Raw genomic sequence first — 20,172 nt, 5'->3', positions numbered from 1 at the left:
GGAGGACCTCGCGAGCACCCTTCGCGCGCGAGCGCGCTCCCACACAAGCCCCGGTCCCAGACAGGCTCGCTCCGTTGATCAGCGGTGCGCCTTTTGTCAGCTGCTGGTTGCGTAGTGCAGGCAGGCGAGGGCGATGCCGATCGGCAGGCCGATGATGAGAATGACCATGCCGAGGCAACCTTTCGAGCCCCGGGGTGAGCCTCGGTACACGGGCGGCGGGCGCGTGTTTGCCTCGGCAGCGTCGCGGCGGGGTGCCTCATCGGTGCGCCTCGTCGCGGCGCCGCGTGATAGGGGTGCGTCGTCAGGGTGCGGCGCCGCCTGCGAGGGTCGCGGCCCGGAGGGTGATCGGGGCGCCTCATGCGCCGGTCGCGTGGCTAGCCATGCGCGGTGACATGTCGCGCAGAAGTACCTGTCCTTGCCGGCCTGCCATGCGCGGATCGTGCGGTTGTCGTGGCGCGTCGTCTTGCGGCAGCGGCCGCAGCTGAAGAACGCGTTTTTCGGACGGCGCTGGCGGCTCAGGACCGCTTTCACGAAGAGCACGAGGATCGTGCCGGCGATGAGCAGGACGACGTTCTTGTCCATGAGATTTCCCCTTGGTGGGCGTTGGGACGCCTGGGGGTATTAGAGCTTGGGTGTGGGGGGGCGCCACTGTCTGGAGTCGCATCAGGAGCGGTGGGTATGTCGCGATAACCGGGTGCATCGACGTGGATACCGGCGTGCGCCGGTATAACGATGAGGGGGCGTGGGCCGGTCCGCGCGGAGCCAAAAAAAACGCCCGCTTGCGCGGGCGTTTTCGTCGCGTCGCCTTTCGTCGGTATCAGTCGATATCGAGGAACGAGCGCAGGGTTTCCGAGCGGCTCGGGTGGCGCAGCTTGCGCAGGGCCTTGGCTTCGATCTGGCGGATGCGCTCGCGGGTGACGTCGAACTGCTTGCCGACTTCTTCCAGCGTGTGATCCGTGTTCATGTCGATGCCGAAGCGCATGCGCAGCACCTTGGCTTCACGCGGGGTGAGGCCGGCGAGCACGTCGCGCACGGTTTCCATGAGGCCCGTCTCGGTCGCCGACTCGATGGGCGAGCTGGCGTTGGTGTCTTCGATGAAGTCGCCAAGATGCGAATCTTCGTCGTCGCCGATCGGGGTTTCCATGGAGATCGGTTCCTTCGCGATCTTCAGGACCTTGCGGATCTTGTCTTCCGGCATCTCCATTTCCTTCGCCAGTTCTTCCGGCGTCGGCTCGCGGCCGAACTGCTGGAGCATCTGGCGGGAGATGCGGTTGAGCTTGTTGATCGTTTCGATCATGTGCACCGGGATGCGGATGGTGCGGGCCTGATCGGCGATCGAGCGGGTGATGGCCTGGCGGATCCACCACGTCGCGTACGTCGAGAACTTGTAACCGCGGCGGTATTCGAACTTATCGACCGCCTTCATCAGGCCGATGTTGCCTTCCTGGATGAGGTCGAGGAACTGCAGGCCGCGGTTGGTGTACTTCTTCGCGATGGAGATGACGAGACGCAGGTTGGCCTCGACCATTTCCTTCTTCGCGCGACGGGCCTTCGCCTCGCCGACGGACATGGCGCGGTTGATTTCCTTGATGTCGGTCAGCGGCAGGTACAGCGTGCGCTCGATCTGCGCCAGCTTCTCCTGCTCGCCGTCGATCTGCTCGCGGAAGTTCTTGATGTTCGGCGACCACTTCTGGCGCTTGCGCGACAGCTCGGCAGCCCACTCGAGGTTGCCTTCGTTCGACGGGAAGCTCTTGAGGAACTCGGCGCGCGGCATCTTCACGTGCTTGACGAAGATGTCCATGAGCACGCGCTCGTGGTGACGGATGTCGTTCACCACTTCGCGCAGCTTGCGCACGAAGCTGTCGATCAGCGCCGACGGGAGCTTCAGGTTGAGGAAGGCTTCCGACATCTGCTCGCGGATCTTCGCGACCTTCTTGTCGTTGATCTCCGCCTTCGGCGCGGCCTTCTGGAACTTCTGGTGAAGGGCGCGCAGTTCTTCCATGCGGCGCTTCACTTCTTCCGGATCGGGACCGGTCGGGCCTGCCTCTTCTTCCTCGCCTGCGCCTTCGACTTCGTCGTCGTCGGTCTCGGCGTCGCTGTCGTCGGCCACGGCGTTATCGGCCTCGGCCTGGGCGGCATCCGCGGCTTCTTCCAGGTCGGCGAAGCCGGCCAGGATTTCGGACAGGCGGCGCTTGCCCTCGACGTGCTGGTCGTATTCCTCGAGCAGCAGCTGGATGGTGAGCGGGAAGCTGGCGAGCGCGGTCTGCACCTGGCTCAGGCCTTCCTCGATGCGCTTGGCGATGGCGATCTCGCCTTCGCGGGTCAGCAGCTCGACGGTGCCCATCTCGCGCATGTACATGCGGACGGGGTCGGTGGTGCGGCCCACCTCGGCGTCGACGGCCGACAGGAGCGCCACGGCTTCTTCGGCCGCGGACTCGTCGTCGTTGCTGGTACCCGGCGCGGCGCCGTCGGAGATCGTGTCGGTGTCGGGGGCGGAATCGTGGACCTCGATGCCGACGCCCTTGAGCACCGCCATGATGTCTTCGATCTGCTCCGGATCGACGATGTCGTCGGGCAGGTGGTCGTTGATCTCGGCATACGTCAGGTAGCCCTGCTCCAGACCCTTGGAGATGAGCTGTTTGATTTCAGACTGTTGCTCGTGAGCTTTATTAGTCATGCCGACCGCCGCGGGTTACAGGAACCGATCAGTATAGTCATTTGATGATTTTTTGACCAGTTTTCAAGTGGATCGGCCTCGTCGGGCCAACGCAAGAATCGCGCCAGACGGTGCGTCCCGCCGGACTTCCGGGCGTGGCGACGAGGGGGAGGATCGGGGCGGAATGCCCCGCGCAGTGACGCCTCAGCGCACCTCCAGGCGGAAGGTGACCGGGCCGTCGTTGATCAGATGTACCTTCATATGGGCACCGAAGCGGCCGGTTTCCACCCCCGGCCTGGCTTCGCGCGCCAGGGCCACGAGACGGTCGAACCAGCGCCGGCCCTCCTCGGGCGGCGCTGCCGTGGTGAAGCTGGGCCGCATGCCCTTGCGGGTGTCCGCGGCGAGGGTGAACTGGCTGACCAGCAGCAGGCCGCCGCCGGTATCGGCCAGCGAGAGATTCATCTTTTCCTCGGCATCGGAGAACACGCGATAGCCGAGCAGGCGCTCGAGCATGCGGCGGCACTGGGCCTCGCCGTCGCCGGGTTCCACGGCGACGAGCGCGAGCAGTCCGGCGCCGATGGCACCCACCGTTTCACCCTCGACGTCGACGCGTGCGGATTCGACCCGCTGGATCAGAGCAATCATGGAAGACTTAGCGGCGGATGGCGGCCAAGCTTAATGGCGAACGCGGCCGCGTTACACTCCGGCGGATGCGCCCGGATATCTATCTTCTCTATCTCCTGCTCAGGCTGGTCAGCCTGTTTCCCCTTCGCACGGTCCATCGCGTCGGTGCCTGGATCGGCCGCCGCTCCCTGCGCTCGAACTCGCGCAGCGCGCGCTTCAGCGCCGTGAACCTGCGGCTGACCCGCCCGGAGCTGTCCGAGGCGGAGCGCCATGACCTGCTCGTCCGCACGATGGAGGAGTCCGGCAAGTCGGTGACCGAGGTCGCCGCGATCTGGGGCGGCGGCGCCGAGAAGTCGCTCGGGCTGGTTCGCGAGGTGGTCGGCGGCGAGCTCTTCGATCAGGCGCTGGCGTCGGGCAAGGGCGTGATCATCGCCGCGCCGCACCTGGGCTGCTGGGAGCTCCTGAACTACTGGCTGTGCAGCAGGACGCCCATGGCGATCCTCTACCGTCCGCCGCGCATCCAGGCGATCGAAGCGCTGCTGCGCAAGGTCCGCGGCAAGCTGGCGCCGGAGCAGGTGCGCGCGGAGGGCGCGGGGGTGCGCACGCTGTTCAAGCGACTGGGCGCCGGCGGCACCGTGGGTATCCTGCCCGATCAGAAGCCTCGCGAAGGCGAAGGCGAGTTCGCACCGTTCTTCGGCGTGGACGCCCTGACGATGGTGCTGCTGCCGCGTCTGGCGGCGCGTACCGGCGCCATCGTGCTCTTCAGCTTCGCCGAGCGCCTGCCGGATGGCCAGGGCTTCCGCATCCATGTGCTGCCGGCACCGGAGGGCATCGACAGCGCCGACCTGCACGTGGCCTGCACCGCGCTCAACCGCGGCGTCGAGGCCTGCGTGACGCGCGCGTTCCCGCAGTACCAGTGGCACTACAAGCGCTACACGGCCCACGACCGGCCGGATCCCTACAAGGTCAGCGCGGCCGCGAAAGCCGGTTGAGGAAGACGGTCATTTCCTTCGCGGCCTGCATGTCGCCGCGGCCGTTGGCGGTCTCGATGCCCGAGGTCCACGCGGCGGCCGCGCCGGCCTCGTCGTCCATGGCGAGCAGGCTCTTGCCCAGCAGTTTCCAGGCCGCCGAATAGGCCGGATCGAAGTCCAGCGCGTCGCGGAACGACTGCGCGGCCTCGGCGTACGCGCCCTCGCCGAGCAGCGCGTTGCCGAGCGAGAAGCGCAGCAATGCCCCGTCGCGGACGCCACCGATCTGCTCGCGCAGGCGTTCGACGAGGGAGGCGGTCATCGGGCCGCCGTCCGGGTGCGCCAGTAATCCTGCGGGTAGAGCAGGGTGGGCTGCTTCGGCTCCGGCGGCACGCGACCATCCAGCAGTGCGTCGAGCGTCGCGGCGTCCCAGATCATCAGCCAGCCGGTTCGCGAAGGCTGGATCAGGCGCGCGTAGCGGAACGCGTTGGCCGGCGGATGCTTCGCGTACGACACGATGACGCCGTCCGGATGGTGGCGCGCGAAGTCGTTGAGGCTGTCGCCGTCGCGCACTTCGTCGTCATCGTCGTCCGCCTGCGCGGGCATGCCCGGCACCACGTTGATGCGTGCGATCGGATGCATCAGACGGCCGGCGAAGTGGTACTGGCCGTTGTACGAGACGCCGAGGTTGCCGATCGGGCGGCCGGCCGCATCGGCCTGCGCGAGGAAGAGCGAGGCGGGTGCCAGGTCGTAGCGGTACCAGAGGCCGAGGGTGAACAGCGCATTGAGGGCCACGGTGCCGATCAGGCCCGCGAAGGCGAGGCGGCGCATCTCGCCGCGCCCGCGCAGCAGCAACAGCGCGCCGAGCACGATGAAGATCACGCCGAAGAAGCGGGCGTACGGCGCCATGCCGGTCAGCCAGATGTTGTCCGGGAAGCGCGTCGGCACGATCCAGGGCATCACGAAGAGCGCGATCGCCAGGAGGAACGCGCCCAGCGACAGCGGCCACGTGCCCAGCGCGTAATGCGAGGCGAGGCCCTTGTGGCGTTCGCGCAGGTCGGCGACCGAGGCCGCCACGAGCATGGTCGCGCCGGCCAGCTCCGGCATCACGTAGTACAGCTGCTTGCCCGTGATCAGGGAGAACGTGAGCAGGGTGGGCAGGAGCCACGCGACGAGGAAGCGCAGGCCGGGTTCGAGCGGCTGGCGCAGCAGCGCCACGAAGAGCGGCACCGCGAACAGGACGACGAGCACCTTGTCGACCCAGCCCGGGAAGGGCGCGCCGGCGGCCGACGCCAGCAGCAGGACGAGCGCGATGACGGCGACGATCAGCGCGGGCCGGGTGATGGCATGCCACGGCCGGCGGAACAGCGCGGTCGGGACGGCGACGATGCCGCGCAGCCAGCCGCTGAGCGGGAACAGCAGCACCGGCAGGAACACGAGGTAGTACCACGCCGGGCGGGCGTGATTCTGCAGGTCGCGCGCATGGGTCTCGACCACGCGGCCGGCGGTCTGCGTGAAGAACAGGCGCTGGCGATAGGCCTCGCCGCCGGCTTCGCCGGCAGGGATCGCCCAGGCGAGCAGGATCGCGAAACCGATCAGGAGACCGAGGACGCCGAAGCCGTACCAGCGCGCCTTGTTCTGCCGCGCCCAGTCGTTCCACAGCGGACCGAGCAGCAGCGGGAACAGCACGTGCACCGCCATCACCGGGCCCTTGGTGAGCAGTCCCGCGCCGACCATCAGGCCGAACAGCCACCAGCGCGGCGACGCGCGCGTGGCGGTCGGGGTGAGGCAGAGCAGCGCGGCCAGCACCCAGACGCCGAGGAGCACCTCGTACATGATCTGCAGGCCGAACAGGAACGAGTAGGCGAGCGCCATGAAAAGCCATGGCGTCGCCTTCGCGACCCAGGGCCGGGCCGGGAACAGACGGCTGGCGAGCGCCGACGCGAGGATGAGCTGCGCCGCGCCGACGATCACCTCGAGCACGCGCGGCCAGACGTCGCTGACGCCGAACACCGCCCAGCCCGCATGGATCATCCAGAAGAGCAGCGGCACCTTCTCGCTGTACGGCTCGCCGTTGATGTGCGGCACGAGCCAGTGGCCATGCGCCCACATTTCCCAGGCGACGGCGAGCGTCCGCGTCGAGAACATCGGCATGGGGCCGTGGGCGAAGATGGCCAGCAGCGCCATCGCGCACCACAGCGGAAGCCATGGCCACAGGGCGCGAAGGTGCTCCGATCGGGTATAGGCGCTGTTGGACAAGGGCGTCGTCACCGTAAGAGGATCATGAATTCTAAACGCAGGACGGCCGTCCTGGCTGACCGGAGTGGTACAGCTCCCCTCGTCGCGGCCATGTCTAGGGTGTCCGGCGCAGCAGTTCGTCGAGGGCGCGGCCGAGGCGCTCGGGGAATCCGGCCTGGTTGGTCTCGTACCACGCGCGCGCCGCCTGCCCCAATGCCTCGACCTCGGCGTCGGGCATGCGCACGATCCGTTCGACGCACGCTTCCAGCGCCTCGTCGTCGAAATGCCACAGCGTCGCGGCGTTCATCGTGCCGTTTTCGTGCGCTGCCACCCGGATGCCCCGGTCGTCGGTGACCAGCTCGTTCATCGGCGCGCCGTCCGTCGCCAGCACCACGGCGCCGCAGCTCATCGCCTCGACGATGTAATGCCCCCAGCCCTCGGCCTCGGAAAGACAGAGGTGGAAGCGGTGCGTGTTCTGCAGCCGTCGGATGTCTTCGATGTCCGGGACGAACGTCACCCGGTGATCCAGGTTCGGTGCCGCGGGCGGTCGGTCGGTCGCGGCCACCGACGGCGACTGGTACACGTGCAGCGTCGGCCATTCCGGATGCCGGCGCCAGACGTCGAGCAGCCGCTCGGTTCCCTTCATGCGGCTACCGCCGGCCAGGTGCAGGAAGTCGCGATCGCGGACGATGCCGTCACGCCGGCAGTCGTCGCTGATGAAGCCGATCTTCGCCGTCCGCAGGCCCTGCGCGCCGAAGGTGGCCATCGCGCTGTCGGTCTTGCACAGGATCGCGTCGAAGCGGTCGAGGTGGCGACGATCGCGGCGACTGAGCCATTCCGGATTCGGCACGAAGGCGTTGCGTCGCGACATGGCCAGGTAGCCGGGATGGACGTGCTCGATCGTCAGTCCGAGATCGAAGCGCCGCGGGCCCCGGCCGGTCATCCAGCGGAACGCCATGGCGATCCGCGCGCCGTACGCGCGCCACGGCAGACCGTGGGTGCGCCGAGGCGCCTGGGTGACGACCACGTCGTGGCCGAGGTCGCGCAGCGCCTGCTCGAACAGCCGGATGTCGTGGGCGAGGCCACGGCCGTTGTTCCATGCGATCAGGTTGATCCAGGCCATGGGCTCAGACCCGCTCCGTCGCCGGTGGACGGAGCGCCAGCATGCGCGCGACGTAGACCGCGAAGCCCAGCGTGAGGAAGAAATAGAGCGAATGCGGCATGGGCCGGTAGAAGACGTTGTCGGTCAGGCCGCAAAGCGCGTACATGCACGCGGTGCTGAGGCCCGCGCAGGCGGGCATGGCGATGGCGTCGTCGCGGTCGAAGGCGTGCCGGCCGAAGAAGCCGATGGCGCCGCCGAAGAGCGCGATCAGGAGAAGCAGCCCGGGGATGCCACCGGTCACGGCCCACTCAAGGTATTCGCTATGAGGGTGGTCGTAGCGCTCGACGGTGGCGCTGACCTCGCCTTCGGCGATGCGCGCCCGCGCGTAGCCGCCGAACTGATTGATGCCGACGCCGGTCAGCGGATGCGTCTCGATCGCCATGCTGGCCGTTCGCCACATCTCCAGGCGTTCGCGCACGGCCCCCTGGGTCTCCTGCTCGCCGTACGTCGCGACCTCGTGCTTCACGGCCTCGAGGCGATCGAGCATCTGCCCCTGCAGGGCCATCACGCCGGCGAGCAGCGCGCCGACGACGAGGACGAGCACGCCCTGCCGCCAGCGGCCGCTGCGGCGCGACTGGATCAGCACGACGATCGCGAACACCGGCAGGAAGGCGAGCAACGGGCCGCGGCTCTGCGTGAGCACGGCGCCGTACAGGCCCAGCAGCGCCAGCAGGGCGTGGACGACGCGCTCCCAGCGCGGCAGGCCGGCACGCAGGGCCTGCGCGATGGCGATCAGCGAGAGGACCAGCATGAACATGCCGAACTCGATGGCGCCCCACAGACCGTTGTTGACCCCGTAAACGCGATCGATGCCCTCGACGTAGTGCTGTTCGAGGCAGATCACGCCCAGAATGCCGGCGGAGATGCTGATGCCGAGCCGGAGGACGTCGGTGCGCAGCGGCGCGGCGAAACACGCCGCGACGACGAGGAACGCGAGCAGGTGCGACATGACGTCGAACTCGCGCCATGGAATGGCGTGGGTGGCGGTGTTGACGAGCCAGAAGACGAACGCGGCCGCCGCGGGAACCGTGACCCACGCGGCGCGGCGCCAGGCCCGGCGCGCTTCCGCATCGCGCGCCAGCATCCACAGCCCCAGCAGGAGCAGGGCGGCGGCGGGCACCGATTTGGCCTTGAGGGGCAGGGCGAACGTCAGGGGAGTGACCGCGATCAGCAGCGATACGATCCACATGCGCCACGGGTTGTTTTTGTCGAGCACTCGGCACCTGGCTAAAACGTCGGGACGGCACGGCGGCCGCATCCCATGACGACCGGTGTCGTCGGGGGAGCATGCGAGGGCATGGTACTTTACCGGACGGCCGATGCCGCCCTCGAGCCCCGGTGCGGGCGGGCGGGAATTCAGCTTCGACGTTCCCCCGACCGGCTCCGCGAGATGAAGCTCCTCTTCACCAATTTCCACGATGGCGACGGCGGCGGCCACACCACCTATATCGTCGGGCTCGCGCGCGGCCTCGCCGGCCGGCACGACGTCCACGTGGCCGCGCCCGCCAGCAGCCGGCTGAACCGGGAGGCGCGCGAGATCCCGGGCGTGACGGTGGTCGACCAGCCGTTTCCGAACGGCCTGCGCCGGCTCGCGGCCCGGCGCGAGGCGCGTCGTCTGCTGGCGGCGTACCTCCGGCGGGAACGTTTCGACGTGGTGCACGTCAACGGCTCGGCGGACCACCGCCTGGCGATGTCCGCCAGGCGCGGCATGCGCCCCCGGCCGCCCATCGTCCTGACCAAGCACAACTCCAAGCCGATGACGGGCATCGGTCACCGCTGGCGCTCGCGCTTCGGCACGGACCAGGTGATCGCCGTGTGCGAGTTCGTGCGCCGCCAGGTGCTGGCGTCGCCGTATGCCCGGTGCCGCGTGGCGACGGTGTTCAACGGCGTCGACATCCATCGCTTCGCGCCGCGTCCGCCCGATCCGGCGGCACGCGACGCGTGGCTGGCGCCGCCGTCCGACGTGCCGCCCCTGCTGATCGGCAGCAACGCGGGCACCGCGCGCTACAAGGGCTGGATGGATCTCGTCGAGGCGCTCGCCTCGCTGGCGCCCGACGAACGCGATCGTTTCCGCGTGGTGCTCGCCGGTGGCATGCCCGGCAGCGACGACCTGGCGAAGGTCGAGGCGTTGGGTGTCGCGGGGCAGGTCCGCTTCACGGGCCGCCTGACCGATGTGCGGCCCATGGTCGCCGCGCTGGACGCGGGCTTCGTGCTGTCGTGGGATGTCGAGACGATCTCGTTCGCCTGCCGCGAGATGATGGCGATGGGCAAGCCGGTGCTGGTCAGCGACTACGCGGGTCTGCCCGAGAACATCCGCCCGGGCGAGGACGGCTGGGTGGTGCGTGCACGCGACCGCGCGGCGATCGCGGCCGCGTTGCGTGCGTTGCTCGCGGCGCGCGGCACGCTTGCCGGCATGGGCGACGCCGCGCGTCGGCATGCGGAAGCGGAGTTCGGCATGGAACGCTTCGTGGACGCCACCGAAGCGGTTTACGCGGCGCTCGTCGCCGACTTTTCCAGCAAGGCGTAATACATCCCGTCGAGGTCGCCGTCGCCGGGCAGGATCTGCCAGCCGATGGCGGCCGGCTGTCCGACCGGCAGGCTGAAGGGAACGACCTTCGCGTCGTCGCGTCCGGCGACGAACGTGCCGACCACACCTTCGTTCTCCCGCCGCAGCAGCGAGCACGTGACGTAGAGGAGTCGCCCGCCGGGAGCGAGCGTGTCCCAGCAGGCCGCGAGGATGCGGCCCTGCTGCGCGACGAGCGCGTCGATGTCCGCGGCACGTCGGTGCAGGCGGACGTCCGGCCGCCGGCGGATGACGCCGGTGGCCGAGCAGGGCGCGTCGATCATCACGCGTTCGAACGGGCGGCCGTCCCACCACGCCGAGGTATCGCCGGCATCGGCCACGACCACGCGGGCATCGAGGCCGAGGCGTTCGAGGTTCTGCCGGATGCGCGGCGCGCGCCGCGCCTCGGACTCCACGGCGAGCAAGGCGACGTCGGCGCGCTCGAGGGCGTGGCAGGCCTTGCCGCCTGGCGCCGCGCACGCGTCGAGCACGCGCTGCCCGTCGGCGAGGTCGAGCAGGTCCGCCGGCACCTGCGCCGCGCCGTCCTGCACCGCGAACAGGCCTTCCGCGAAGCCGGGCAGCCGCGTCACGTCCGTGCTGTGCGGCAGGACGAGGGCGTCGACCAGCCACGCATGCGGTTCCACCGTCTGGCCCGCGCCGCGCAGGGCCTCGGCGACCGCGTCGCGCGTCGCCCTTCGCCGGTTCACCCGCAGCATGAGCGGGGGCTCGATGTTCGCCGCGGCGAGCACGGCGTCGGCGTGGTCGGGCCAGTCGGCCGCGATCGCGTCGGCAAGCCATGCCGGATGCGCGTGGCGGGTGGCCGGCGTCGCGTCGAGCGCCGCGAGGTGGGTGTCGCGTTCGCGCTGCCAGCGGCGGAGCACGGCGTTGGCGAGTCCCGCGAGGCGCGGGCGGCGCAGCTCGCGCACGGCTTCGACGGTGGCGGCCACCGACGCGTAGGCCGGCAGTTCGAGCACCTCGAGCTGCACGAGCGCGGTCACCAGCAACGCGTGGATCACCGGTTCGTTGCGGCGGATGGGCTTGTCGAGAAGGCGGTCCAGCGCGGCGTCGAACCGCGGCCACCAGCGTGCGCCCTCGTTGAGCAGGGCGGTGAGCAGGGCGCGGTCGCGGGAGTCCGGCAGGCGCGGCAGGGCGCGATCGGCGACCTCGCGCAGCGAATGCCCGGACAGCGCGATGTCCGCCAGCGCTTCGGCGGCGAGGGCGCGTACCGAGATCGCGCGACTCACGACGCGGCCTGCTTCAGCTCCGGGCGGGCGTTGAGATAATCGGCGATGCCGATGCGCCGTCCGCCGGCGCGCTGCACGGCCAGCAGGCGCAGCGCCCCTTCGGCGCACGCCACGTCGATGCCCTCGCGCGAGGCGGCGACGATGCGGCCCGGCTCGGCCCCCGCGACGCCTTCGACGGCGCGCGCGGCCCAGATGCGCAGGCGCTCGCCACCGACATCGGCCTCGGCGACGGGCCAGGGATCGAAAGCGCGGACCTTGCGCTCCAGCGCGATGGACGGCTCGCCGAAGTCGAGCTTCGCTTCCGCCTTGTCGAGCTTGTGCGCGTACATCACGCCGTCCTCGGACTGCGCACGGGCGGCGAGCGTCTCGCCGGCGAGCGTGCGGCGCAGGCCTTCGGCGAGCGCATCGGCGCCGAGCGCCGAAAGGCGGTCGTGCAGGCTGCCACCCGTCTCGTCCGCCGCGATCGGGGTGCGGCGCTCGATGAGCACCGGGCCGGTATCGAGGCCGGCTTCCATCTGCATCAGGTCGACACCGGATTCGCTGTCGCCGGCCAGGATCGCGCGCTGGATCGGCGCGGCACCACGCCAGCGCGGCAGCAGCGAGGCATGCACGTTCCAGCAGCCGAGCGCCGGAATCGCCAGCACCTTGCGCGGAAGAATGAGGCCGTAGGCCACGACGACCATCAGGTCGGGCGCGTAGGCGGCGAGGCGCTCGCGGTCGCTTTCGGCCTTGAACGATTCGGGCTGCTCGACGGGGATGCCGGCGGCGAGCGCGGCTTCCTTCACCGGACTCGCGGCCAGCTTGCGGCCGCGACCCGCGGGGCGGTCGGGCTGCGTGTAGACGGCGACCACCTCGGCGCCGGAGGCGCGGCAGGCGGCGAGACAGGGCACGGCGAAATCAGGGGTGCCGGCGAACACCACGCGCAAGGGACGGACCGCCATGGGTCAGGCGCTGGCCTTGCGCTGTTTCTCCATCCGCTTGAGCAGCATGCCGCGCTTGAGCGGCGACAGGTAGTCGACGAACACCTTGCCGGCGAGGTGGTCCATCTCGTGCTGGATGCAGACGGCGAGCGGGCCTTCGGCCTCGACCACGATCTCGTTGCCCTCGACGTCCCGGGCGCGGACCTTCACGTGCAGCGCGCGGGTCACGTCGGCATAGATGCCGGGGAAGGACAGGCAGCCTTCCTGATAGACCTGCTGGCCGTCCTTCTCGAGGATCTCGGGGTTGATCAGCACCATCGGCTCGTTGCGGTCGTCGCTCATGTCGGCGACGAGCACGCGCTTGTGCACGTTCACCTGGGTGGCGGCGAGGCCGACGCCATTGGCGGCGTACATGGTCTCGTACATGTCGGCCACGAACTGCTTGAGCTCGGCGTCGAACTCGGTGACGGGCGCGGCGACGGTGCGCAGGCGCGGATCGGGAAACTCGAGGATGGTGAGGGTGGACACGGTGTCACCTTGAACTGTTCACGGGCCGGTGCGGCGCCTTGTCCGCGGATTTGCGGGCAAATCGGCGAAATCCAAGCAGCGGCGACGATAGGATGGCCTCCTATTCTACGCGCGCGCCGGGGGCCGGGCGAGCGTGGGTCACGTATTGTGCCCATTAACGATTCGGTTACACTCGCGACAGCACCGGGGGAAAGGGGAAAACCCGCCATGATCAAGAAGTTCGCCATGCTGCTTGGCGGCATGTTTTTCACCGTGGCCGTCTATGCCGCGGCGTCGCAGATCCGTCCCGACCACCCGGATACGTACACCGTCCGGAAGGGCGACACGCTGTGGGACATCTCGGCACGCTTCCTCCGCAAGCCCTGGCTCTGGCCCGAGATCTGGCAGGCGAACCCCCAGGTCCGCAATCCCCACCTGATCTACCCCGGCGACGTGCTCAACCTGTCCATGACGGGCGGCGGCCCGCGCATCGGCCTGCAGCCGCGCGTCCGTGAAGGCGGCGACGCCGTGACCGCGATCCCGCTGGGCGAGCTGCGCATGTTCCTCAAGGAAATGCGCGTCATGAACGCGGACGACGTCGAGCAGGCGCCGTACCTTGTCGGCTTCGAGGAAGCCCGTCTGCGCGCCACCCCGGGCAACAAGCTCTACGCCCGCGACCTGGATTCGGCCCAGCCGGGCCAGCGCTGGGCGATCGTCCGCCCGACCCATCGCTTCCGCGATCACGGCGGCTCGTCCGGCGGCTTGGACGCGCTGAACAACCCGTCGCACGGCTCGTTCGTCGCCGACGAACTCGACAGCGACGTGTCCATGGCGCCGAGCCCGTGGCGCGAGGACTCCCGCCACGACACGCACGTCGGCAAGGGCGCGGACCGCGGCGTCGAGGTGTCCGTGATCGGCACGGCCGAAGTGATCGCCACCAACGGTGACGTCGCCAGCCTCGTGCTGGTCGATTCGACGCTGGAAGTGCGCAAGGGCGACCGCCTGATGCAGGTCGACGACACGCCGTACGACCCGTATTTCTATCCGCATGCGCCGAAGTCGATGCCCGCCGATCCTCGCGTGCTCGGCTTCGCCGACGCGTATTACGGCGTCGGCAGCCGCCAGGTGATCTCGATCTCCGCGGGCAGCGCCGATGGCGTCGACAACGGCACGACCTTCACGGTGATGAGCCAGGGCGAGACCATCAGCGACGAGGTGTCCGGCAACTACAATCGCCGCGGCACCTCGCCCGATGTGAAGCTCCCGGACGAGTACGGTGGCCACATCATGGTCTTCCGCACCTTCGACCACGTCAGCTACGCGCTGGTGATGGACGCGCTGCGCCCCCTGAAGAAGGGCGACAAGCTGGTGCTCCCCGAGTAATCCGAGGCTTCCGCAGGAGCGGCCCTGGCCGCGACGGGTGCTCGCGCCAGTCACCCCCGTCGCGCGCCAGCGTGGTTCTCACAGCGGGCCTCCCGAGGCCCTGGAAGAAATGTCCCTACGCCGATCGACGACGGCCCCGGACATGATCTTCCCCCGCGCGCCCTAAACTGCGCGGATGACCGATTCCGATGCCCGAAACTGGCTGATCCTCCTGCGCACGCCCGGCCTGGGCGCCCGCCGCATCCGCGAGGGGCTGGTGGCCCGGGGTGGGGCCGCCGAGCTCCTGCGTTGGCTGACGCGCCATCCCGAGAACCTCTCGTCCGAGGGCCGAGCCTGGCTCGAGCAGCCCGACGAAGCGGCGCTCGAGCACGATCTCGCCTGGCTGGCGGGTGACGACCAGCGCCTTCTGCGCTGCACGGAGGAGGACTTCCCGCCGCAGCTGGAAGCGATCCCGGACCCGCCCGCCGCCCTGTTCGTGAAGGGCGACGCCGCGCTCCTGCTCCGGCCGCAGGTGGCCATCGTGGGCGCGCGCCGGGCACTGGAGCCGGGCCTCGCCAATGCCCGGCGCTTCGCCGCGGAACTCGCCTCCGCCGGCCTGCTCGTCACCAGCGGCCTGGCCGATGGCGTGGACGGCGCGGCGCACGAAGCCGCCCTGGCGGCGGGCGAGCCTACCGTGGCCGTCATCGGCACCGGCCCGGACCGGGTGTACCCGCGCAAGCACCACGCGCTGGCGCGGCGCATCGCGGAGCAGGGCGCCATCGTGAGCGAGTACCCGCCGGGCACCCCCGCCCTGGCGCACCACTTCCCGAACCGGAACCGCATCATCGCGGGCCTCAGCCTCGGTGTGGTGGTGATCGAGGCCGGGCTGCGCTCCGGGTCGCTGATCACGGCGCGCGTGGCGGGGGAGCAGGGGCGCGAGGTCTTCGCGCTGCCGGGGTCCATCCACAATCCGCTGGCCGAGGGCTGCCATTCCCTGATCGCGGACGGCGCGCGGCTCGTCCAGCGCGCCGACGAGGTGCTCGCCGCCCTGGCTCCCGCGGCCAGGGAACTGGGGGCGGAGCTGCGGGCCCGGCTGGAGCGCGGCGAGCCCGCCACGGGGGCGCCCCGGCGCAAGACGGCCCCGTTCGACTGGCGCCAGGATGAGGAATATCGCCGCCTGCTGGACGTCATGGGGTACGATCCCGCCTCCCTCGACGCCCTGGTGGACGCGACGGGCCTCTCCCCGGGGGCGCTGTCGTCGATGCTGCTGATTCTGGAACTGGAAGGCGAAACCGCCACCCTCCCGGGAAACCGGTACCAGCGCGTGGTTTGACCGCTGGCGGCTTGACAGTCGTCGGCGCGATGTGTTCCCACTAAATATATACATGAGCTGGGGTCCACTCGCCCCGCGACCCTCGGAATCGGTAACGAATGGCAAAGAACCTCCTCATCGTCGAATCGCCGGCGAAAGCCAAGACGATCAACAAGTACCTGGGAGCCGACTTCCAGGTGTTGGCGTCGTATGGCCACGTCCGCGATCTCCGGCCTAAAGAGGGCGCCGTCGATCCCGAGCACGGTTTCGCCATGGCCTACGAGGTCATCGACCGCAACGAGAAACACGTGGACGCCATCGCCAAGGCGGCGCGGGCGGCCAGCAGCATCTACCTCGCGACCGACTTGGATCGCGAAGGCGAGGCGATCTCCTGGCACATCAGCGAGATCCTCAAGGAGCGCGGCCTGCTCGAAGGCAAGGACGTCCAGCGCGTGGTCTTCAGCGAGATCACGCCCAAGGCCATCAAGGAAGCGGTCGCCAACCCCCGCAAGCTTTCGCACGATCTCGTCGACGCCCAGCAGGCGCGTCGCGCGCTGGACTACCTGGTCGGCTTCAACCTCTCGCCCGTGCTGTGGCGCAAGGTGCAGCGTGGGCTGTCCGCCGGCCGCGTGCAGTCGCCGGCGCTGCGCATGATCGTCGAGCGCGAGCTCGAGATCGAAGCCTTCAAGGCGCGCGAATACTGGACGATCCAGGCCGGCCTCGCCCACAAGGACGGCGCGTTCGACGCCCGCCTGGTCAAGCTGCACGGCAAGAAGTTCGAGCAGTTCGACCTCACCAACGAGCAGGACGCCATGGCGGCGCGCGCCTCGCTCGAGAAGGCGGCCGCGGGCCGCTTCACGGTGGGCGAGGTCACGAGCCGCGAGCGCAAGCGTCGCCCCGCGCCGCCGTTCACCACCTCGACGCTGCAGCAGGAGGCCGCGCGCAAGCTGGGCTTTTCCACCAGCCGCACGATGCGCGTGGCGCAGGGCCTCTATGAAGGCGTGGCGCTCGGTGCCGAAGGCAACGTCGGCCTGATCACCTACATGCGTACCGATTCGGTGGCGCTTTCCGACGACGCCGTGGCCGAACTGCGCGACCTGATCGGGCGCGAATACGGCAAGGGCGCGCTGCCCGATGCCGTGCAGGTCTACAAGTCGAAGTCCAAGAACGCGCAGGAAGCCCACGAAGCCGTGCGCCCGACCTCGGCGATGCGCATTCCGCGCAGCGTGGCCTCGTACCTCAACGACGACCAGCGCAAGCTCTACGAACTGATCTGGAAGCGCACCGTCGCGTGCCAGATGATCCACGCCACCATGAACACGGTGTCGGTGGAATTCCCGGTCGGCGACTCGGCGTTCCGCTCGACGGGCACCACCGTCATCGACCCGGGCTTCCTCGCCGTGTACGAGGAAGGCCGCGACCAGAAGACCGACGATGACGACGACCAGCGCCGCCTGCCGCTGCTGAAGCAGGGCGACGTCGTGCCGGTGTCGCAGATCGCCGCCGACCAGCACTTCACCGAGCCGCCGCCGCGTTACTCGGAAGCGAGCCTGGTCAAGGCGCTCGAGGAATACGGCATCGGCCGTCCGTCGACCTATGCCAGCATCATCCAGGTGCTGCTCAGCCGCGAATACGTCCTGCTCGACAGCCGTCGCTTCAAGCCGACCGATGTCGGCCGCGCGGTCAGCCAGTTCCTCTCCGGCCACTTCACGCAGTACGTCGATTACGACTTCACGGCGCGCCTCGAAGACGAGCTCGACGCGGTGAGCCGTGGCGAGGAGGCGTGGGTGCCACTGCTGGAGCGCTTCTGGCTTCCGTTCAAGACGCTCGTCGACGACAAGACCGAAACCGTCGACCGCAACGAGGCCACCGGCGCGCGCGAACTGGGTACCGATCCGAAGAGCGGCAAGCCTGTCTCGGTTCGTCTCGGCCGCTACGGTGCCTACGCGCAGATCGGCAGCAAGGACGACGAGGACAAGCCCACCTACGCGAGCCTGCGTCCGGGCCAGAGCATGCACACGATCACGCTCGACGAGGCGATGGAGCTCTTCAAGCTGCCGCGCACTCTGGGCCAGTCGGAAGCCGGCGAAGACGTCACGGTCGGTATCGGCCGGTTCGGCCCGTTCGTGAAGCAGGGCAGCACCTACGCCTCGCTGAAGCCCGAGGACGATCCGTACGTGATCGAACTGCCGCGTGCGCTCCAGCTCGTGCAGGAAAAACTCGAAGCGATCGCCAACCGGACGATCCTCGACTTCGGCAATGGCACGCAGGTGCTCAACGGCCGCTACGGTCCTTACATCACCGACGGCGAGAAGAACGCGCGCATCCCGAAGGACCGCGACCCGAAGACGCTCACCGAAGCGGAGTGCGCCGAACTGCTCGCCGCCGCGCCGGTGAAGAAGCCGCGCGGCGGTCGCGCCGCGAAGAAGACCGCGACCAAGAAGGCCGCCGCGAAGAAGGCGGCGACGACGAAGGTCGCGGCGAAGAAGGCGCCCGCGAAGAAGGCCGCGGCGAAAAAGGCCACGAAGAAGACCGCGACGAAGAAGGCCGCCGCGAAGAAGACGACGGCCAAGACCACGGCCGTGAAGAAGGCCGCGGCGAAGAAGACCGCGAGCAAGACGGCGTCGTCCGCGGCCGAGTGACATGCGGCGCTTCGACCTTTCGTCCGTCGGTGCGGCCGCCGCGCTCCTGCGCGAGGGCGGCGTCCTGGCCTATCCCACGGAGGCCGTGTTCGGTCTCGGTTGCGATCCCCACGATCGCGAGGCGTTCGAGCGCCTGTTCGCGCTGAAGGGTCGCCCCGCGACGCAGGGCGTCCTGCTGATCGCGTCGGACTTCGCCCAGGTCGAGCGCTACATCGATCGCGCGCAGGTGCCCGACGCCGTGCTGGCGCAGGTGCTCGCCTCGTGGCCCGGCCCGAACACCTGGATCTTCCCGCGCAGCGCCGAGGTTCCCGACTGGGTGGCCGGTGCCCATGCGGGCATCGCGCTGCGGGTGACGGCGCACGAGCCGGCCGCCGCCCTCTGCCGCGCCTTCGGCGCGCCACTGGTCTCCACCAGCGCGAACCCGCATGGCGAGCCGCCGGCGCGCGACGTCGCCACGCTCGAACGCTACTTCGCCGGGAGGCTCGACGCCGCGCTGGACGCGCCCCTCGGTGGCCTCGATCGGCCGACGGTCATCCGCGACGCCCTGAGCGGCGCTATGATCCGCGCCTGATCCGGGGGGAAAAGCCGTTGGCCACGAACGTTCATGAAATGACCGGGCGCCTGCATGGGACGCCCCTGCCGCTGCTCGTCGGCTCGCTGTCCCGCCCGGTGGCGTGGCGCGACGGCAAGGCGGTGAGTGCCGGCGTGTTCCTGGCGCACGTGCGCCGCGTCGCGGCGATGCTGCCCGACGCCGATAGCGCGGTGAACCTGTGCGAAGACCGCTACGCGTTCCTCGTCGCCTTCGCGGCGCTGCTCGTGCGCGGCCAGACGAACCTGCTTCCGCCGTCGCGCGCGCCGCACGCCGTGGACGAGGCGATGGCCGGGCATCCCGGCTCGTACGCGATCGGCGAGCTCGATCTGTCGCCCGCGCCGTCGGGCTACGTGCGCATGCCGGCGCTGGCCGCGGACGAGACGCCCGAATCCATCGTGCCGATGATTCCGGTCGACGCCGTCGTCGCGATCGGATACACCTCCGGCTCGACGGGCCGGCCGAAGCCCAACGTGAAGACCTGGGGCAGCTTCGTCGCCAGCAACGCGGGCAACGCCGCCATGCTCGAGCGGGTCATCGGCGCGTCGTTCGATGTCGTCGCCACCGTGCCGCCGCAGCACATGTACGGCATGGAGATGTCCGTGCTGATGCCGCTGCTGTCGGAAGTGAGCGTGCACGCGGGGCGACCGTTCTTCCCCGCGGATGTCGCGACGGCGCTGGCCAGCATGCCCGAGCCGCGCGTGCTCGTGACGACGCCGGTGCACCTGCGCGCGCTCGTCGAATCCGGCGTCGCGTTGCCGACGCTGGCGGCATTCGTCTCGGCGACGGCGCCCATGCCCGTCGACCTCGCGACCACCGCCGAGCAGCGCTTCGGCGCGCCGCTGTACGAAGTCTTCGGTTCGACGGAGACCTGCGTGTTCGCGAGCCGCCGCACGTCGACCGACGACGACTGGACGCTGTACGCGAACACGTCGCTGCATCCGCAGCCGGACGGCACCCTCGTGCATGCGCCGCAGCTGGAAGCTCCCATCGCGCTCGCCGACATCGTCTCGCTGCATGACGAGGGCCGTCGCTTCCGCCTGTGCGGACGCAACACCGACCTGCTGGAAATCGCCGGCAAGCGCGCCTCGCTCGGCGACCTCAACCGTCGCCTGCTGTCGATCGACGGCGTGCGCGACGGTGTGCTGTTCCAGCTCGACGAGGCCGACGCCTCCGGCGTCCGTCGTATCGCGGCGCTGGTCGTCGCGCCCGGCATGACCGAGCAGGCCGTGCTCGCGGCGCTGCGCCACGCGATGGATCCGGTGTTCCTGCCGCGCCCGTTGCGCCTCGTCGCGTCGCTGCCCCGCAACGAAACCGGCAAGCTGCCGCGCGAGCATCTGCTGCAGGCGCTGCGCGGCACGGATACGCCCGCCCTGTAACGGGGC

17 protein-coding genes are annotated in these 20,172 nt (G+C 69.5%); 7 read left to right on the top strand and 10 right to left on the bottom strand.

Annotated features, from left to right (window positions below):
* Positions 1–96: 96 nt before the first annotated feature.
* From BMW54_RS17595 to dtd, 3 genes are all read right to left on the bottom strand, one after another.
* Positions 97–582: a hypothetical protein gene (locus BMW54_RS17595; RefSeq protein WP_090058730.1), complete on the bottom strand. Its 486-nt coding sequence runs from the start codon at positions 580–582 to the stop codon at positions 97–99.
* Positions 583–817: 235 nt separating this feature from the next.
* Entirely contained in the window at positions 818–2,677 is a 1,860-nt protein-coding gene (gene rpoD, locus BMW54_RS17590) for an RNA polymerase sigma factor RpoD (protein WP_090058727.1), read from the bottom strand.
* A 183-nt stretch (positions 2,678–2,860) separates the two neighbouring features.
* Positions 2,861–3,301: a D-aminoacyl-tRNA deacylase gene (gene dtd / locus BMW54_RS17585; RefSeq protein ID WP_090058723.1), complete on the bottom strand. Its 441-nt coding sequence runs from the start codon at positions 3,299–3,301 to the stop codon at positions 2,861–2,863.
* 65 nt (positions 3,302–3,366) lie between these two features.
* Between dtd and BMW54_RS17580 the strand changes: the two genes are divergently transcribed.
* A complete protein-coding gene (locus BMW54_RS17580; protein WP_090059070.1) occupies positions 3,367–4,272 on the top strand; it encodes an LpxL/LpxP family acyltransferase in 906 nt (301 codons plus the stop codon).
* On the opposite strand, the gene BMW54_RS17575 is transcribed toward BMW54_RS17580, so the two are convergent.
* From BMW54_RS17575 to BMW54_RS17560, 4 genes are all read right to left on the bottom strand, one after another.
* A complete protein-coding gene (locus tag BMW54_RS17575; protein ID WP_090058722.1) occupies positions 4,247–4,570 on the bottom strand; it encodes a tetratricopeptide repeat protein in 324 nt (107 codons plus the stop codon). The genes BMW54_RS17580 and BMW54_RS17575 overlap by 26 nt on opposite strands.
* On the bottom strand, positions 4,567–6,507 hold the full coding sequence (locus tag BMW54_RS17570; RefSeq protein ID WP_090058719.1) for an ArnT family glycosyltransferase: 1,941 nt from the start codon (positions 6,505–6,507) through the stop codon (positions 4,567–4,569). Before BMW54_RS17570 ends, BMW54_RS17575 begins: the two co-directional genes overlap by 4 nt.
* Positions 6,508–6,601: 94 nt before the next feature.
* Positions 6,602–7,609, bottom strand: coding sequence for a glycosyltransferase (locus tag BMW54_RS17565; RefSeq protein WP_090058717.1), 1,008 nt, complete (start codon positions 7,607–7,609; stop codon positions 6,602–6,604).
* A gap of 4 nt (positions 7,610–7,613) precedes the next feature.
* Positions 7,614–8,864, bottom strand: coding sequence for an O-antigen ligase family protein (locus BMW54_RS17560; protein WP_175472916.1), 1,251 nt, complete (start codon positions 8,862–8,864; stop codon positions 7,614–7,616).
* Between the two features lie 174 nt (positions 8,865–9,038).
* Between BMW54_RS17560 and BMW54_RS17555 the strand changes: the two genes are divergently transcribed.
* Positions 9,039–10,175, top strand: coding sequence for a glycosyltransferase (locus BMW54_RS17555; protein WP_090058712.1), 1,137 nt, complete (start codon positions 9,039–9,041; stop codon positions 10,173–10,175).
* On the opposite strand, the gene rsmB is transcribed toward BMW54_RS17555, so the two are convergent.
* The 3 genes from rsmB to def are packed head-to-tail and all read right to left on the bottom strand — an operon-like array spanning position 10,136 to position 12,903.
* Entirely contained in the window at positions 10,136–11,455 is a 1,320-nt protein-coding gene (gene rsmB / locus BMW54_RS17550; protein ID WP_254779449.1) for a 16S rRNA (cytosine(967)-C(5))-methyltransferase RsmB, read from the bottom strand. The two genes, BMW54_RS17555 and rsmB, sit on opposite strands and share 40 nt — an antisense overlap.
* Complete coding sequence (gene fmt, locus BMW54_RS17545; RefSeq protein WP_090058709.1) at positions 11,452–12,396, bottom strand: methionyl-tRNA formyltransferase; 945 nt, start codon at positions 12,394–12,396, stop codon at positions 11,452–11,454. The genes rsmB and fmt overlap by 4 nt, the downstream gene beginning before the upstream one ends.
* Before the next feature lie 3 nt (positions 12,397–12,399).
* Positions 12,400–12,903: a peptide deformylase gene (def, locus tag BMW54_RS17540; protein WP_090058706.1), complete on the bottom strand. Its 504-nt coding sequence runs from the start codon at positions 12,901–12,903 to the stop codon at positions 12,400–12,402.
* A gap of 207 nt (positions 12,904–13,110) precedes the next feature.
* Between def and BMW54_RS17535 the strand changes: the two genes are divergently transcribed.
* The 5 genes from BMW54_RS17535 to BMW54_RS17515 all read left to right on the top strand — a co-directional run bounded on the left by BMW54_RS17535 (position 13,111) and on the right by BMW54_RS17515 (position 20,166).
* Entirely contained in the window at positions 13,111–14,265 is a 1,155-nt protein-coding gene (locus tag BMW54_RS17535) for a LysM peptidoglycan-binding domain-containing protein (RefSeq protein ID WP_090058704.1), read from the top strand.
* Between the two features lie 175 nt (positions 14,266–14,440).
* A complete protein-coding gene (dprA, locus tag BMW54_RS17530; RefSeq protein WP_090058701.1) occupies positions 14,441–15,577 on the top strand; it encodes a DNA-processing protein DprA in 1,137 nt (378 codons plus the stop codon).
* Positions 15,578–15,675: 98 nt separating this feature from the next.
* Positions 15,676–18,198, top strand: coding sequence for a DNA topoisomerase I (locus BMW54_RS17525; protein WP_090058699.1), 2,523 nt, complete (start codon positions 15,676–15,678; stop codon positions 18,196–18,198).
* 1 nt (position 18,199) lies between these two features.
* Positions 18,200–18,769, top strand: a complete 570-nt coding sequence (locus BMW54_RS17520) for an L-threonylcarbamoyladenylate synthase type 1 TsaC (protein WP_090058696.1) — start codon at positions 18,200–18,202, stop codon at positions 18,767–18,769.
* 71 nt (positions 18,770–18,840) lie between these two features.
* Complete coding sequence (locus tag BMW54_RS17515) at positions 18,841–20,166, top strand: AMP-binding protein (RefSeq protein WP_305791356.1); 1,326 nt, start codon at positions 18,841–18,843, stop codon at positions 20,164–20,166.
* The last annotated feature ends 6 nt before the right edge of the window (positions 20,167–20,172 follow it).

This window comes from Luteibacter sp. 329MFSha, assembly GCF_900111665.1.
Classification (GTDB): Bacteria; Pseudomonadota; Gammaproteobacteria; order Xanthomonadales; family Rhodanobacteraceae; genus Luteibacter.
This window is presented reverse-complemented; position numbering and strand designations above follow the sequence as displayed.